At 44.8% G+C, this 17,053-nt stretch carries 15 protein-coding genes; 3 read left to right on the top strand and 12 right to left on the bottom strand.

The genetic code is table 11. The features are described 5' to 3' along the window. Window positions 1–12 precede the first annotated feature (12 nt). The 4 genes from ABQ275_RS02975 to ABQ275_RS02960 all read right to left on the bottom strand — a co-directional run bounded on the left by ABQ275_RS02975 (window position 13) and on the right by ABQ275_RS02960 (window position 2,707). Window positions 13–366 (bottom strand): DUF4288 domain-containing protein, encoded by a 354-nt coding sequence (locus tag ABQ275_RS02975; protein ID WP_349316782.1) that lies wholly within the window; start codon window positions 364–366, stop codon window positions 13–15. Window positions 367–419: 53 nt separating this feature from the next. Beyond that, window positions 420–1,193, bottom strand: coding sequence for a LiaF transmembrane domain-containing protein (locus ABQ275_RS02970; RefSeq protein WP_349316781.1), 774 nt, complete (start codon window positions 1,191–1,193; stop codon window positions 420–422). Between the two features lie 196 nt (window positions 1,194–1,389). Continuing rightward, the gene (locus ABQ275_RS02965) at window positions 1,390–2,058 is read right to left on the bottom strand and encodes an FAD-binding oxidoreductase (protein WP_349316780.1); all 669 of its coding nucleotides are present in this window, start codon (window positions 2,056–2,058) and stop codon (window positions 1,390–1,392) included. A 28-nt stretch (window positions 2,059–2,086) separates the two neighbouring features. Further along, window positions 2,087–2,707, bottom strand: a complete 621-nt coding sequence (locus ABQ275_RS02960) for an SGNH/GDSL hydrolase family protein (RefSeq protein WP_349316779.1) — start codon at window positions 2,705–2,707, stop codon at window positions 2,087–2,089. Between the two features lie 188 nt (window positions 2,708–2,895). Here ABQ275_RS02960 and icd point away from each other — a divergent pair, with 188 nt between their 5' ends. Together icd and ABQ275_RS02950 are read left to right on the top strand one after the other, a co-directional pair. Continuing rightward, on the top strand, window positions 2,896–4,167 hold the full coding sequence (icd, locus tag ABQ275_RS02955) for an NADP-dependent isocitrate dehydrogenase (RefSeq protein WP_349316778.1): 1,272 nt from the start codon (window positions 2,896–2,898) through the stop codon (window positions 4,165–4,167). Between the two features lie 191 nt (window positions 4,168–4,358). Continuing rightward, window positions 4,359–5,588, top strand: a complete 1,230-nt coding sequence (locus ABQ275_RS02950) for an NADP-dependent isocitrate dehydrogenase (RefSeq protein ID WP_349316777.1) — start codon at window positions 4,359–4,361, stop codon at window positions 5,586–5,588. 143 nt (window positions 5,589–5,731) lie between these two features. Here the strand turns inward: ABQ275_RS02950 and ABQ275_RS02945 are convergent, their stop codons facing one another. The 7 genes from ABQ275_RS02945 to ABQ275_RS02915 form a co-directional block, all read right to left on the bottom strand. Then, the gene (locus ABQ275_RS02945; RefSeq protein WP_349316776.1) at window positions 5,732–7,405 is read right to left on the bottom strand and encodes a L,D-transpeptidase family protein; all 1,674 of its coding nucleotides are present in this window, start codon (window positions 7,403–7,405) and stop codon (window positions 5,732–5,734) included. Between the two features lie 241 nt (window positions 7,406–7,646). Then, a complete protein-coding gene (locus tag ABQ275_RS02940; protein ID WP_349316775.1) occupies window positions 7,647–8,219 on the bottom strand; it encodes an AraC family transcriptional regulator in 573 nt (190 codons plus the stop codon). A gap of 5 nt (window positions 8,220–8,224) precedes the next feature. Beyond that, entirely contained in the window at window positions 8,225–9,094 is an 870-nt protein-coding gene (locus ABQ275_RS02935; RefSeq protein WP_349316774.1) for a hypothetical protein, read from the bottom strand. 11 nt (window positions 9,095–9,105) lie between these two features. Continuing rightward, window positions 9,106–9,651 carry a heavy-metal-associated domain-containing protein gene (locus tag ABQ275_RS02930; RefSeq protein ID WP_349316773.1) on the bottom strand — a complete coding sequence of 182 codons (546 nt, stop codon included), beginning with the start codon at window positions 9,649–9,651 and terminating at the stop codon, window positions 9,106–9,108. 83 nt (window positions 9,652–9,734) lie between these two features. Next, window positions 9,735–10,124: an HYC_CC_PP family protein gene (locus ABQ275_RS02925; protein ID WP_349316772.1), complete on the bottom strand. Its 390-nt coding sequence runs from the start codon at window positions 10,122–10,124 to the stop codon at window positions 9,735–9,737. Window positions 10,125–10,148: 24 nt separating this feature from the next. Continuing rightward, window positions 10,149–12,128 (bottom strand): putative porin, encoded by a 1,980-nt coding sequence (locus ABQ275_RS02920; RefSeq protein WP_349316771.1) that lies wholly within the window; start codon window positions 12,126–12,128, stop codon window positions 10,149–10,151. Between the two features lie 19 nt (window positions 12,129–12,147). Further along, window positions 12,148–12,969 (bottom strand): purine-nucleoside phosphorylase, encoded by an 822-nt coding sequence (locus tag ABQ275_RS02915; RefSeq protein WP_349316770.1) that lies wholly within the window; start codon window positions 12,967–12,969, stop codon window positions 12,148–12,150. A 128-nt stretch (window positions 12,970–13,097) separates the two neighbouring features. Between ABQ275_RS02915 and sucC the strand changes: the two genes are divergently transcribed. Beyond that, window positions 13,098–14,312, top strand: a complete 1,215-nt coding sequence (gene sucC / locus ABQ275_RS02910; protein ID WP_349316769.1) for an ADP-forming succinate--CoA ligase subunit beta — start codon at window positions 13,098–13,100, stop codon at window positions 14,310–14,312. A 105-nt stretch (window positions 14,313–14,417) separates the two neighbouring features. On the opposite strand, the gene ABQ275_RS02905 is transcribed toward sucC, so the two are convergent. Then, on the bottom strand, window positions 14,418–16,706 hold the full coding sequence (locus ABQ275_RS02905; RefSeq protein WP_349316768.1) for a transglycosylase domain-containing protein: 2,289 nt from the start codon (window positions 16,704–16,706) through the stop codon (window positions 14,418–14,420). Window positions 16,707–17,053: the final 347 nt, after the last annotated feature.

Below are 17,053 nucleotides of genomic sequence, written 5' to 3'. Positions count from 1 at the left end.
CAGATTTAGCGTTTATACGTTCAACTCAAAATATTGCTGTCCCTGTAACTGAGCTGATTTCATTTGCAGCCAGGCAATATAGGAATTCGGATCTCCGGGTTCTTCTATACGGGAATATAATTCCATTCCATCGGTCAGCTGATCGAGTGTATATACTTCCGGTACGTTGATGAATTTCCATTGTACCAGTTCCTGTTGTTGATTTTTGAATGCATACTGTTCCTGTAACCCTATTTCGCGGGCCTTGTCGCAGGCATCCTTTTTAGTAACGGCGCTGATCAGCCTTAATTGTTCGTCAAATTGCGGAGTGTGACTGCCGTTTCCGCAGATGATCTGGTAAACTACTTTAGCAACAAACCAATGCATACAATAAAGATTTAAAAAGTTGAGATAGTTAGTCAGATATAGGATTAACAGGATCAGGCGTAGCTTTTAACTTCTACCCCACCAAAAATACAGGAGCCTTTCAACAGGAGTATTTTGTCTTTGCTGTTTGATATAGTCAATTCACGGGGACGTTTATCCTCAATGCCACCCATGATGGTGTTGATATCTACATTCACGGTCCAGTTGGAAGGCACTACAATTTCGCATCCGCCAAAGATCGCCGTTACATCCAGTACTACGGTACCGTTAATATCCGCCTGCATGAAGTTCAGATCTGTACCACCGAAAATAGAGGATACACTGCCGCCTTTAAAGTCCTTGGATAAAATGATTTTGTTTATCCCGCTGAATATCGCTGAGCTATTGATATAGTCGTGTTCTGATGTTGATCTATAGTCCGATACTGATCCTTCATAATGATTCTCCTTAAAGTTTTTATGCCTGAATCCTGTTTTACAATAATCGCTATCCTCGAATAATGTTTTCTTCAAAACAATCGCCAGACCGACCGCAATCAATGCTACCGGCCATATAAAGCGGGCGGTATTATAAGGCCATCTTAATATTTCCCCGGCCAGGAAGATACCGCCTACGAGGATCATGGCAATCCAGCCCCCACCTCTGAAATTATGTTTAACCCCCACCAGGATACCCACTGCAATCAGGATCGTTTGCCAGGAAAACACCCAGGATGGAATATCCAGGTCCATCCGTTGTAATAACAGGCACGCACCCACTATGATCAGTATAACGCCGCCCATGTTCCGGCTCTTTCTTTTTGCTGCGATGATATCTTCGTTTTCCATTGTTTGAATGTTTACGATACAAAAGTAACATGGCAAGCGTAGTTGTGAAAGTGGCTTTAGGCTAAAAAAGAGGTATTACCGGTAAAAGACAGGAAAAAGGCGGTGAAAAAGAGGGCGTTATTGCCTTTCAGCAGCGGAGGGGCTACAGAAAGGGCATTCACCGGTTACTGGCAGCCCATGGCTGTACGCAGGTATATTATATTTCGATGGTCACCAGATCCGCTGCACCAGCCAGCCTGGTAAGGATCTCCTTAAGCTGCTGTACCATTGGATCAGGACCGCAGATATAAAAATGTTGTTTAAAGTTGGTGATCTTTTCTTTTAAATAATCTTCATCCACGATATGATGGTCATAACCGGCAACGGTTTCCTGGGTAAGTGTGTTGATAAAGTTTTTGCCCAGCATTTGTTCAAATTCTTCTTTCAGGATGATATCAGCGGAAGTTTTATTAGAGAAGATAAGTTGATTACTTCCCAGTTCCCCCTGTTGTTGCAGTGCCCTGAAGATAGCGATGAAGGGGGTAACACCCGCGCCGCCTGCAATAAATACGCCCTCGCCTTTGTAGTGGATGGCGCCCCATACATCATGCAGGATCAGTGTATCACCGGCCTGCAACTGCCCCAGCTCATGGGTTACACTATGGTGGTCATCATATATTTTAATAGTAAATTCCAGGTGGTCCCAATCATTCAATCCTGTAAAGGTAAAGGGGCGGCGTTCTTCCGCCCATCCGGGTTTGTTGAGAGAAACTTCAGTGGCTTGTCCGGGTACAAAAGTATAGCCCAGTGGTTTCTCCACTGTAAATCTTCTTACATTATGCGTAACCGGTGTTACAGACAATATTTTTACGATATGGCTTTCCATGAAACGGGTTTTCTTCCCTGAATGTAGGTTATTTTTTTTCTTGCTGCAACGCCTGTTGCAACATTAAAGCGAGATCCTTTGCCCACCTGGCATATGCTTTTCCGGCGGGATGCAGTCCGTCCGGCGCCAGCAGGGATGGATCGCGGGCAGCCTCGCGGGTATAAGGAGTGATGTCCAGCCAGGGTACCTGCATACTTTGTGCGACGGCTTTATTAGCGGCGTTGTAATCATCTATTTCAGCCGCAATGGCTTTGCGGTCGCGGTTTCCGGCAAAAGGGCTCACACCCCAGTCGGGAATGGACAATACCACCACCCTGGAAGGGTTATTGCCAGCAAAGGCAACCGCCTTTTGCAGCAGGACGGTAAACGCAAGCCGGTACTCATTTACAGGGCTGCCACGATACTGATCATTGACGCCTATCAGCAAGGTCACCACATCATAGGTGCCGGTAAGCTGCGCCGCTTTGATGCCCTGTTCCAGTTCACCGGTGGTCCAGCCGGTAGTAGCTACTATATCGGGGGGCATCATCCTGTAACCCTTACTACGCAAGAGATCCACTGTTTGAAAAGGAAAGCTTTCCGCACCGGCAACGCTTTCACCAATGGTATAACTATCGCCCAGTGCGAGATAACGGAGGGGTGTCATCATGGTATCTGCGGTTTTGTTATTACCAAAGCATATGCAGTAAAATAACATTAATCCTAACATAAGCAAAAAGTTATATACAGGCAGTAAAAAGCAGAATAAATACAAGAAAGTTAGCCTGCCTTTAACCTGAAATGCGTTACCTTTGCACCCGATTACAACAATTACGTAACGCATAAAGAAACTGTTTTATGCCGGCAGAAAAAATATCGATGAACAATGGCCTGTTACAGGTCCCTACACATCCAATCATACCATTTATAGAAGGCGACGGAATTGGTCCGGATATCTGGAAAGCCAGTGTTCGTGTATTCGATGCAGCCGTGGAAAAAGCCTATGGTGGTGAACGGAAAATTGAATGGAAAGAAGTACTGGCAGGTGAGAAAGCCTTCCAGGAAACCGGCGAATGGCTGCCAAAAATTACACTGGATGTTCTGAAGGAATACCTCGTGTCTATAAAAGGCCCCCTGTCTACCCCGGTAGGTGGCGGTATCCGCTCCCTCAACGTGGCCATGCGCCAGGAGCTGGATCTTTATGCTTGTGTAAGACCTGTGCGTTGGTTCAACAAAGTACCTTCGCCTGTTAAACGTCCGGATAAAGTGGACATGGTAATTTTCCGCGAAAACACGGAAGATATCTATGCCGGCATTGAATACATGACAGGTACCCCCGAAGCTGAAAAGCTGCTCAACTTCCTGCAAAATGAAATGGGTGTTACCAAGATCCGCTTCCCGAAAACATCTTCACTGGGTATCAAACCCGTATCCATAGAGGGTACTGAAAGACTGGTACGTGCGGCGATCGCCTATGCCCTGGAACACAAGCGTACGTCTGTTACGCTCGTTCACAAAGGCAACATCATGAAATTTACAGAAGGCGGTTTCAAAAACTGGGGCTATGCACTGGCAGAGAAAGAATTCAGTGGATACGTATACACCTGGGAACATTGGGAAAAAACCAAGAAGGAATCTGGCGAAGAAACGGCTAACAGAGAGCTGAAAGTAGCACTGGCAGAAGGTAAACTGCTGATCAAAGATGTGATCGCAGATAACTTCCTGCAACAGATACTACTGGCGCCACAGGACTACTCCGTAGTAGCTACGCTGAACCTGAACGGTGATTATATTTCTGATGCACTGGCAGCTGCGGTAGGTGGTATTGGTATTGCCCCCGGCGCCAACATCAACTACGTTACCGGCTATGCCGTATTCGAAGCCACCCATGGTACTGCACCGCGCTTTGCCAACACCAACACCATGAACCCCTCTTCCGTGATCCTGAGCGGTGTAATGATGCTGGAATATATGGGATGGAAAGAAGCCGCTGAAATCATTGTACATGGCCTGAGTACAGCTATCGCCCGCAAACGTGTTACCATCGACTTCTACAACCTGATGGATGATGCTACCCTGGTTAAAACCAGCGAGTTTGCAGACGAGGTGATCAAGCAAATGCAACACTAAATATTTTTCCGCAACGATACATCAGCGCAAAGAAGAATGACCTGTTCTTCTTTGCGCTTTTTTGTCTTTACCTGAAATGTTTTGTAATTATCGCAGCTATTCGTATTTTTCGGGATTATCCCTTTTAGGGAGTTGCTTGAATAGTTGTTCGTTTTAATTGCTTTTTAGTCTAATTTTTTAAAAAAACCGTAATGTCAAAAATTAAAGTAGCTAATCCGGTAGTAGAACTGGATGGAGACGAGATGACACGGATCATCTGGAAATTCATCAAGGATAAACTGATACTTCCATACCTCGACGTTGAAATTAAATATTATGATCTGGGCATGGAGCATCGTGATGCTACCAACGACCAGGTAACTATTGATGCTGCAAATGCTATCAGGGAAGCGGGTGTAGGTATTAAATGCGCCACCATCACACCGGATGAAGAACGTGTAAAAGAGTTCAAACTGAAACAAATGTGGAAATCACCAAACGGTACTATCCGTAATATCCTGGATGGTACTGTATTCCGTGAACCCATTGTAATGCAGAATGTACCCCGCCTGGTGCCAAACTGGACAGCTCCTATCTGTATAGGCCGTCACGCTTTCGGCGATCAGTACCGCGCTACTGATTTTGTAACGAAAGGTAAAGGCAAGCTCACCATTAAGTTTGAAGGTGAAAACGGTGAAGTGATAGAACATGAAGTATACAACTTCCAGGGTGATGGCGTAGCACTCGCTATGTACAATACCGACGAATCTATCAAAGGCTTTGCACGTGCATGTTTCAACCAGGCCCTGATGAAAAAATGGCCGCTGTACCTGAGCACCAAGAACACCATCCTGAAAAAATATGATGGTCGTTTTAAAGATATCTTTGAAGAAATATATCAACAGGAATTTAAAGCTGAATTTCAGAAAAGCGGCTTAACCTATGAGCATCGCCTCATCGATGACATGGTAGCCAGCGCCCTGAAATGGCATGGTAACTTTGTATGGGCCTGTAAGAACTACGATGGCGACGTACAATCTGATACCGTGGCACAAGGCTTCGGCTCTCTCGGTCTGATGACTTCTACCCTCATCACACCAGATGGTAAAACAATGGAAGCGGAAGCCGCACATGGTACCGTAACCCGTCACTACCGCGAGCATCAGGCTGGCAAGCCTACTTCCACCAATCCCATCGCTTCCATCTTTGCATGGACACGCGGCCTGGAATTCCGTGGTAAACTGGACAACAACCAGGAACTGATCAACTTCTGTCTCGCACTGGAGCAGGTTTGTATCGAAGTTGTTGAAAGTGGTAAAATGACCAAAGATCTCGCCGTTTGTATTCACGGCAATAAAGTAGAGCATGGTAAACACTACCTGTACACAGAAGAATTCCTCCAGGAACTGGATAGTGCGCTGAAAGTGAAGCTGGGTAAATAATAAATATTTTGGGATTTTTTGATTTTCGTATTTAGGAATTTATAAATGCAGCGTAAATATCATTTTTTGATTTTATTTCAACTGTTGATCTCCGCTGCATTTATAAATTCCTAAATACGAAAATCAAAAAATCCCAAAATATTTTACAGTTTCATATGGCTCCTCACCACTTTATCTTCTCCATAAATATCATCATAAAAAACAAGCGTACCGTCTTTCCCTTCTGCGGTGAAATACCTCAGATAAATAGGAATATGTTTCGGTAAGTCTACCTGCCGCTTCTCTTCCCGGCCAATCCAGGCGCGGATACTATCACCACGGTGGTTGCTGGTATCATTGGTACGTACCAGGTATTGCGCCAAACTATCCCACTGCTGCACCCGCACACAACCATGACTCATAGCACGCATGGAATTCTTAAACAGCCCGCGGTTATTGGTGTCATGCAGGTATACACTGTATTTATTGCGGAAATTGAATTTCATAATGCCCAATGAATTGTCGATACCATCCATCTGCCGCAATACGTAGGGGAAGTGTGATTTTGACAATTTATTCCAGTCTATAGCATAGGGATCTACTGCGTTACCGCCGGCATCTATCACTTCCAGATTTTTGGATGCCAGGTAGTCCACATTTTTTCTGATGGCCGGTAGCATCTCTTTAAATACGATGCTGTAAGGTACGCGCCAGTATGGGAACAACATGAAGTTGGTCATATAGGAGTTCAGAAGCGGTGTACGTGTACGCGGTGTGCCCACAATTACGCGCGATTCCAGTTTTACTTCGCCGCTATCCATCACCCGCAGTGTGTAAGATGGTATGTTGACCATGATATACCGGGCTGGCAGACTATCCGGTAGTTTCCGCCACCTGTCCAGGTTTACAGCAGCCTGCATAATCCAGTCGTGGGCCGACCGGTTGAGTGCCATCACGGTCCTTTTGCCGGCAACGCCATCCTGGTAGATATTAAATTCTTTCTGAAATGCTTTGATTGCGGGTTTTAGTATAGTCGTATCCGTAGCACGGCCGGTGGTATCCAGGTGTCCGCTCTGTACCAGGCGGTTGAGCAGCTGTTGTTTGAATACTACAGTGTCCGTATAATTCAGCGGTAAAGTATCCCAATGAGCGCCGGCGTATTTTGCTTTGAAGGTTTGTATACCTTCTTTCAGTGCCAGGTAACCGGCATGATCGGGCTCCAGCGCATGAAGAACGGTGGTGATATCCTTTCCTTCCAAAGCCTGCTGTAATTTTACCGTCAGTATCGTATCTGTAAAAAGAGAATCTGTTTTGAGGGTGATGCTATCTCTTGGAGCGGCGCCGAAGTGCAGATCAGAAGCCATTTTCATAAAGGCATCGGTCATCATTACATCTACCCTCGCCCATAAGGCGGCATCTTTTTTTGCGGTAACGTCGCTGTCAAGTTGTTGCCAGGCGGCGGTTAAAGCTGTTTCGTGGTAGTGTGCCGGAAGCAGTCCCACATCTTCCGCATGCTGGATCAGCTCCAGCATGGAATCGGCGGCGGGTTTTGCCACACCATCGTGCGACCACTGGCCTGCACCATTACGCTGTTGGTAAAAGTCACGGATGGCTTGGGGCCTGAAGGCTGGAAGACTATCTTCCATTAATCCCTCATTGTCCTTAATGGCATTCAGGCGTTCTGAAATACTCTCTTTCACCACTTCGTCCAATTGCCTGATGTTTGCTACAATTTCTTTTTGTTTGGGGGTTGTGTGCTTTTTTTTATTCCCACAGGCTAACAACATACACACTACGGATCCGCATAACAAACTGGTAATAAAAATCTTATTCTTCATCTGTAGTAAATCACTAGCGGTAAAGATATATAATTTTCACACAACGGAATATTTCCTGCAAAGCGGGGCAAAACCTACCTGCAACAATCCTTTTTTGTAAATAAAGATTGCAGAAAGCTCAAAATACTTAACATTACTTTTTTCATCTTCCGGTATTTTAAAGAAGAGGCTACACGTAATGGCAGCCTCTCTTCAAACTAAAACTAAAACAACTATCTTTTATCTCCTGCGGAGGCAATTGTTATAACTTATCCAGGGGAATACGCTTGGGCGTCTTCAATTGTTTGAACTGACTGGGAGTAAGACCGGTCACTTTTTTGAATTGTCCCGACAAATGTGCTACACTGCTGTATCCCATTTTATAACCAATTTCGCTCAAACTAAGTTCATTATAATCCAGTAATTCTTTTACCCTTTCAATTTTCTGCTGAATAATATACTGCTCAATGGTAGATCCTTCCAGCTCTGAAAAAAGGTTGCTGAGATAATGATAATCCTTTTGCAGCTTACCGGCGAGTAATGTAGAGAAGTTTTCCTTCAGTTCATCCAGCTCGGAATAATGCACGGTTTCCACAACAATATTCTTGATCGCGGCTACCAGTTGTTGCTTTTTATCATCTATCATCAGAAATCCTTCTGCTTCCAAAGCTATAGCGACGGTCTGCAGTTGTTCATCAGTAAGCTTTCCCGCTACGGTTACATTTCCCAGCTGAATATCTTTCACTGTCAGTTGTGCCGCTTCCAGCACTGATCTGACTACCTTAATGCAGCGCGGACAAACCATATTTTTAATAAACAGTCCTGTTGTTTGCATCCGGTTTACTTTTTAATATTGAAAATATTATGTTCAAATCTTATTAAAAAAGAGTTGAACGTATTCCGGGGCATCTCTCCCGCCACTTGTGTGCGGTAGGAAAGGTCCAGTCTGGTAGTACTGTTAAATATAAACTGTACTGCTGGTGCAATGTCCAGGTATGAACCACGCCCCATGGCATCTGTATTGGTTTTACCCAATAATTCCAGGTACAGGTTTAAATTGGTCTGGTTATAGTTTTTATACTTCACCGGTAGCACCAGGTAACCGGCGGACAAACTATAATTTACGGAATTTTTCGAGAACCCGTCGGGGATATTATCTTTCAGGTTATTCATATAACGGTTATATCCCAACGTAGTAGACAATGCCAGTTTATGCAACAACTGTGTAGCAATAACTCCTCCAGACACCCCGGAGGTAGCCCCTTCCAGCTCCAGTTCCCTGTTATTATACGGCTTTCTCGTGGGATGGGCGCCTGCTTCCATTACCGGGTAATAAGGGTTATCTATTACCGAGCCTTTTACATAGGCCGCCATCCTGAAATGTGCGTGCTGCTTATCCTGTGAGAGAAAGCGGTACTTGGCGTACACGCTTCCTCCTTCCGTACGGATAGAAGGCTGCATCATATTGGAAGCATAGCCGATAGCATGCAGCATCAGGTTTTTGTTGACACCCCACATGATTTCCGGCTCAAAACGCATCCCCATATCGCCGGTATGCTCCATTTTTAAGAACTTGTTCGTCAGTCTTATTCCCAGCGAATTAGCCGGCATATTGCTGGCCGGTTCCGTATTTACGTATAACTCCTGTGCAGTGGCAAAACGGCCCATAGCCAGCCATGCCACTGCTATCATTAAAATTTGTTTCATCATCCTGACAAGTATTAAATGGTAACGTGATAAACCCTTTTAGAAGCTGGCGTTGTGCCGGGTTTGCAGCAATCTTCCATTACGCCTGTTTTGTAGCAGGACATACTTGTTTCGGTAGTGAATTTTTTGAACTGTTTGGATGAAACAAAATTCTTGTCAATAACGGTGATGTCTTTATCACCATTTAACACCTGGTTTTTTACATCCATAAAATGTAAAGTGCTGCCACCAAAAGCAACATGGGCATCATTCTGCACTTTTACATCATGGAAGTTAGCCGTCATTACCAGTTTTCCTACAGAGAAGCCGGCATCTTCCACTTTCCCTTTGATGGCGTCGATACTGATGGCTGCATCCGGTTTAAAGAAGAGAACAAAAGTGGTGTTATCGAGATCGGTATCTATCTTATCAACAAAAGGTAAAGTTTGCAATGCTTCAAAAGTAGCTTTTGAACACATGGCGCAGGTAAGACCTGTAGCTTGTAAAGCCGCTTTTTTATATTGCGCCTGGGCGCCGAAAGTTAAGCTCAATGCGAGGAGCATAATGGATACTATCTTCATGATCTGATGAATTATTAAATAAAAAAATACAGCAATACTATTTTCTGTTCCGCGCATGCGGAATCAATAACAGGAAAGCTGCATCAGATCAGGAAAGTGCAATTTTTGAGGAAAATGGGGGTAGTTGTGGATTCCGGCGGGTCATGTGGATAACCCCCCACCAGTATTTTTTGGGCAGATAATGCGGGCACCGGTAATATTCTTACCGGCAGTTGCAGATCTGCCGAAACTGTAAGGTCTTTTTGCAGGGCTTTGGCAGCCTGGTGCGACTCCGTTACTTTACAAAACTTAACTTCGTTCTTACAACAATCCATGCTTTTTGCCGGCTTACCGCACTTATTGCACTTGTCAACATTTGCTGACTGCAACTTTACGGACGCCATTTTGCCCATGCAATAATGCACGTTGATAGTAAACCCGCTGGTCAGCGCAGTGTACAACAAAGCAAAAAATATGGCAAAAAAACGTTTCATGATAAATGCAAAAATACGGAATATTTAATTAATGAACCACCATCTGATCCCTAACCTGAATTGAAAGTCGTTATACGGATATAAAGGCCCCGCATAGTTGTTGGTAGCAAAGAAAGTATTCAGGTTTTCCACTCTTACATAAGCAGAGAAGGATTTGATCCGAAAATGGGCAAATGCTGCGATATCAGGCGCATTATACTTCACTTTGGTAGTATTCTGATAGATAAATTGTCCGATCAGCGGTGAATAGTCATCCGCATAATAGCTGGTATTATAGCGCAGTTCGACCCCTGTCATCAGGTTCAGATTTTTATACAGTGTTTTTTCAAAAGCAAAGCGGTTACGTGTCCAGAATGCCGGTACATTGAGCGGTGCATTGCCGTGTATCTGCTGGAAAGCCACGTCCACATACCATGCAAACGGTGCAATGGTAATCTTTTTGCTGAATACTACCTGCAACAGGTTGAACAGGGAGGTGGCCTGATCGCTGTGGTAGTAGTCCCTGAAATAAGTGTAATTGGTGAACAGGTAATAGTTCACTGCCAGGTTGTATTGCAGCTTTTTGTTTTCGGCGGCAAACTGTAACTGGGTGATATTTTCCTTTGCCAGGCTGCTGTTGTACCAGGTATCCCGGCTACTATTGAAATATTTATATACGTAAGAAGGCTCCCGGTTTACATTCGTGACGGATAATTTCACATCTCCCAGCAAATCGTTGAGGTGACGTCGCAGCATCCCGGCCACACTGTAGTCGCCGATGTTTTGCCCTATCACATAAAACTCTCCTTTGGCGGAGAAATCCCATAATTTGTTACGGGTTTTATTGCGGTATTCCCCGTGCAGGGCCAGGTTTGAAAAGTTGATGTCTGCATCCAGGAAAGTACCGGTAATACTTTCAAAACGGGCGCCCAGGTTAATAAAGTGCCCCAGGTTGCCGCGCACCGGGAACTGGATCAGGGAGAGGTCATTCGACATCTTTTTCCAGATATGTTTGGCAGTAATGGTGTCGCCCGGAATAAATGCCAGGTTGTAATGCTTTGTATAAAAAGTGGTATCCGGGCCCGTATCAATAAACTGGTAGTTGTTGTTTTCGTAGTTAAATGTGTATTGTACCCGGAATAGCGGATCAAATTTGTAATATATCGTTGTATCGTTTACTTGTATGGAATCTCCTCTTCCCCAATCATACTGCTGCTGCACCAGGAAGCCGGTTTCCTGGTATTGTGATTTCACCGGAATGGATGATCCGAAGAAACCATAAGCCGGTACATCATAGTTGCCCAGGTTTACATCTATGGTCCGGCGTTGTTTGTAAGTGGGGTCTGTGAGATAGGAATCGTTTTTGATCCCACCGTTTTCGCCACCATTGAGCTTATTGTAATAGAAGCTCATGTAGGTATTGGCACGCTTGTTTTTACTCTGATAGCGGGCTGTGAGACGGTAGGTATCGTGATTGGTATTTTGTGTACGGTAATAGCCGGGTGCATTTACTTTACGATAATCGAAGGCAAAGTTGAAACGGTCGGTGCGGTTTTGTGTATGCGTTACCCCGATCACCTGTTCCTGTTTACTACCCACCAGGTAGCTCATTTCCGTGTAAGGGCGGTTGGTGCTATAGAAACGTGCGCCGGCGTGTGTATTGGCATAAATATCATAGGCATGAAAGCCCGCATCAAAGCCGGGGCGCATCAATGGTGTAAAGATGATATTGCGGGCCGCGGAGCCGCTGTTGCCGAGCGTAACATAGTTGGCCGGCACCTGCATGAAATTGAGCTGGAAATCCGCCACAGATGAATCTATGGAGAAGTCTGTCGGCTCACCCAGATAACGATAGGTGAGCGTGAGTGTGTCCGGCTCTTCCGCATGATTGGCGGTGTCGTGCTGCATTTTACTGCTGCCGCCACCACCGCCGCCCATATTGTTCAGGCGCCCGGTATTGAACTGGGCTGCTAATCGATTCCCGCAAAAGAACAGCAGGGCTATGATAATAATAATATGCCTCATCCGAAAATGACAAAAACGTTTATAGTTGCCGGATTAATTCACTAAAAATAAGTGTCAGCTTTGGTTCGGCCGCTTTGGCCGCTTCCAGCACTTCTTCATGCGTAATCACATTCTCTTCTTCCCTGATGCCGATATCGGTGATCACACTCATGGCAAACACTTTCAATCCTGCATGTGCAGCTACAATTACTTCAGGAACGGTACTCATACCTACTGCATCGCCGCCAATGAGGTGCATGTATTTATATTCTGCCCTGGTTTCAAAGGTAGGTCCCTGTACGCCTACATATACGCCCGTGTGTAAAGATATATTGTTGGTTGCGGCAATTTTAAAGGCTGCATCCAGGAGTGTTTTGGAATAGGGTTCGCTCATATCCGGAAAACGGGGCCCCAGTGAATCTTCATTCCGGCCGCGCAACGGATGTTCCGGTTGCAGATTGATATGATCCTTTATAACCATAAGATCACCTACCTGGAAGGAAGCGTTCATACCACCGGCTGCATTGGAAATAAATAAAGTATGGATACCCAGTTCTTTCATCACCCGCACCGGAAAAGTTACCTGTTGCATGGAAAAGCCTTCATAAAAGTGAAAACGCCCTGCCATGGCTACTACCGGCTTACCCTGCATATTACCCAGGATCAGTTTACCGGAATGTCCTTCCACGGTAGATTCCGGGAAATGTGGTATATCACTGTAAGAAATTTCTATCTTTTCTGTTATTTCCGCTGCCAGGTTACCTAGTCCGCTTCCCAGTATAATGCCTGCTACCGGGCTCCCCTGCCAATGTTTGCGGATGTAGTCCCCTGCTACCCTGATCTGATCCGTTAATTCACTCATCTGTTTATGCATTAATTAAAAGTCGGATTTAAAAAACAAACCCGCGCAAAGTTATTTTTTAATTCACAAATGATTGCAGTTTTATATTTAAAACATAATGACCTAATTTAGCGGCAAATTTTATTGCGATGAACTTACACGAGTACCAGGCTAAAGAACTGTTGAAAAAATATAATGTACCGGTACAGGAAGGCATTCCCGTAGATACGCCAGAAGCGGCGGCCGAGGCTTACAAACAACTGAAGGTGCAATATGGTAATGAGTTTGCCGTTGTAAAGGCGCAAATTCATGCCGGAGGACGCGGCAAAGGTAAAATCCGTGGTACAGAGCAGAAAGGTGTGGCAGTAGGCAAAAATGCGGAAGATGTTAAAACCATAGCAGGCAATATCCTGGGGGGCACCCTGATTACCATTCAAACCGGCCCCGCTGGTAAACTGGTAAATAAAGTATTGGTAGCACAGGACGTTTACTATCCCGGCGCTAACCCGGTAAAAGAATTCTACCTGTCTATTCTGCTGGACCGTACCGAAGGTGAGAACGTAATTATGTACTCTACCGAAGGTGGTATGGACATCGAAGAAGTAGCACACAGCACACCGGAAAAAATATTCAAAGAGTGGGTAAAACCAAATATGACCCTGCAACCGTTCCAGGCGCGTAACATCGCCTTCAACTTCGGTTTGCGCGGTGAAGCGTTTAAAAACATGGTAAAATTTGTTACCAGTCTTTATAACGCATACGTAGGACTGGATTGCAGCATGCTGGAAATTAATCCGCTGTTCAAAACCAGTGATGAAAAAATCATCGCCGTAGATGCTAAAGTAAACCTGGATGACAACGCCCTGATGCGCCATCCCGACCTGGAAGCACTGCGTGATATTTCAGAAGAAGATCCTACAGAAGTAGAAGCCAGCAAATACAACCTGAACTTCGTAAAACTGGATGGTAACGTAGGCTGTATGGTAAACGGCGCCGGTCTGGCCATGGCTACTATGGACATGATCAAACTGAGCGGCGGTGAGCCTGCCAACTTCCTGGACGTAGGCGGTACTGCCAACGCACAAACTGTGGAAGCAGGTTTCCGTATCATCCTGAAAGACCCTAAAGTACAGGCTATCCTGATCAATATCTTCGGTGGTATCGTTCGTTGCGACAGGGTTGCACAAGGTGTAATCGATGCATACAAATCTATCGGTAACATCACTGTTCCGATCATTGTACGCTTACAGGGTACCAATGCTGCAGAAGCAAAAGAACTGATCGAAGCAAGCGGCCTGAAAGTACAGTCTGCCACCCTTCTCAGCGAAGCTGCTGACCTGGTAAACAAAGCCATAAAAGCTTAATAATTACACAAACATATTCGTCCAAAAAGAAAGGTCCCGGTATAATACCGGGACCTTTCTTTTTATATCATTATCCCTGGGTTTTAACCCAGGGCTACTATCAAGCTATTCATCCCTTTTAGGAGGATACACCGCCTTAGGTGCAGGCTTATTATCATCTTTAGGCTTGTTGGTAGCCGGTTTATTTTCTTCCTTTGGCTTTTGAGCAGGTTCTGCTGCCGGTTTATCTGCTCCCGGTGTGGCATAATCACTTTCTGAACCAGTACCAAAATCTTCTGCCGAACCATTACCGATATCTTCTGCTTCAGCACCTGGTTTTACATTGGTATCGAAGTTGGAATACGTTTCATCGCTCATATTGGCAGGTACTTCAAACTTATCAGTGCTGTTAATTTTAAGGGTTTTATCAGCATACACTTTCTGCATGAAATAAGCCCATATAGGCAAGCCTGTATTAGCACCCTGACCAATACCGGTAGTAGCAAAGTGAATAAAGTTATTTTCGCAACCTACCCAGGCGCCTGCCAGCAATTTAGGCGTATAACCCATAAACCAGCCATCGGTGTTATCGTTGGTGGTACCTGTTTTACCTGCCATTTCGCCCTGCAGGTTATAACGGGAACGCATACGCGCACCTGTACCGCCGGGTAACAATACGCCTTCCATCATCTTCACCATGGTATAGGATTCTTTTTCACTGATCACTTCACGTTTTACCGGTGCAAATGTTTCCAGGATATTACCGTTACGGTCTTCTATACGGGTAATATAAATAGGTTTGGTATTGATGCCCCTGGCTGGGAACATCGTATAGGCCCGCAACATTTCATACAAAGAAATTTCCGGCGTACCCAAAGCAATAGAAGGATAAGGTGGAATCTCACTTTCAAAGCCGATCTTGTTTTGTGCAAAGTCGGCGAATGCTTTAGCCCCGATCTGTTTGATCAGGTAGGCAGACACCAGGTTGAGTGATCTTGCCAGCGCACCGGCCATCGTGATGTTACCGCCTACGCTACCTTCCGAGTTACGGGAAAGGGTCCATTTACCAATGGTTACCGGTTCATTCGGCAGCATGGTATTGGGCGACATCCCATTCATGATAGCAAAACAATACAGGAAAGGTTTGAAGGTAGAACCTACCTGACGGCGGGTTTTAGCTACGTGGTCATTTTTAAAATAACGGAAATCAGGACCACCTACCCATGCTTTTACTTCACCGCTTTCAGGGTCCATCGCCATAAAACCAGCCTGCAATACTGCACGCATATATTTAATGGAATCCAGTGGGGTCATGGTGGTATCTATCTCATTCAAATCCGGTTCTGTAGAACTCCTCCAGGCAAACACCTTCATTTTCACCGGTGTATTGAATGCCTTTGCAATCACTGAGTCAGAAGCTTCATCTTCCTTCATGGCCTTGTAGCGTTCAGATTCTTTTGTGTATTTATCCAGGTATTGCGGCCATTTCTTCCATACGCTGCCGGTCTTCACATCTGATTGTGCAGACAGGAATTTCTGCAATACCTGCAGGTGTTTGGCTACCGCTTCTTCTGCATACACCTGCATACGCGGGTTAATGGTAGTATATATTTTCAGACCATCACGGTAAAGGTTATACGGCGTGCCATCTGCTTTATTATGATTTTTACACCATGATTTCAGCTCATCCCGCAATACTTCCCGGAAATAAGGCGCCAGTCCTTTGTTGTGGTCTATTTTATTATAGTGTAATACAATTGGTTTGCTTTTGGCAGCAGTGGCTTCCGCCGGTTTAATAAACCCGGATTCCACCATATTATCTATTACGGTATTCCGGCGGCTGAGCGCCAGCTGCGGATTACGACGGGGATTATACATGGTATTACCTTTCAGCATTCCCACCAGTATAGCCGCTTCTTCTATTGACAGATGTCCGGCATCCTTACTAAAAAAAGTACGGGCGCCATTTTCAATACCATATACGTTATCTCCGAAAGCAACCGTATTCAGATACAGGGTCAGGATTTCTTCTTTGGTAAAATTTCTTTCCAGTTTTATGGCAATGATCCATTCCTGTAATTTCTGAAACCCCCTGCCGATAGGGTTGGTAGAACGTTGTTTCCCCAGGTTATCTGTTTGCAGGTTGAGGGCCAGCTGTTGTGTAATAGTACTTGAACCACGTTTTTTACCAATCAGCAGGTAAAAAGGAATCGCCATCGTGCCTTTCGCATCGATACCGGAGTTATCATAGAACCGGGTTTCTTCTGTAGCTATCAGGGCATTGATTACATTTTTGGAGATCTCATTATAATCACTGCTCGAACGATCTACCTGGTAATATTTACCTAAAATAGTCCCGTCATCAGCAATTACCTCGGAAGCCAGTGCTGCACGTGGGTTCTCGAGTTCCTCCATAGAAGGCATGTTACCAATTATCCGGAAATTAATAAGTAAAACAAAAAGTATTAATAGAGATAAAATACCAAAAGCCGCACCCCACAATATTTTCACCGATTTTTTCATGCGCTATATGATTTGTTTATGGCCTGACCGCCTGAGTTTTAAGTTATGGACAGTTGCTTACTATCGTTGGCTAAACGAATTTTTTTTTCAATAAAGTGTCAAATAGCAATAAACAGGCCTGTTTACTAACAATTTGACCCACAAATCTATTAAATATTTAGAGATTTCCTGATTTTGAGATGTAGCCGTTTAGTTTCAGGGAGTTATCTCCAGTGACGACTAAATGGCTACATCTCAAA

Origin of the sequence: Chitinophaga sp. MM2321, from assembly GCF_964033635.1 — a bacterium.
Lineage (GTDB): Bacteria > Bacteroidota > Bacteroidia > Chitinophagales > Chitinophagaceae > Chitinophaga.
This window is presented reverse-complemented; position numbering and strand designations above follow the sequence as displayed.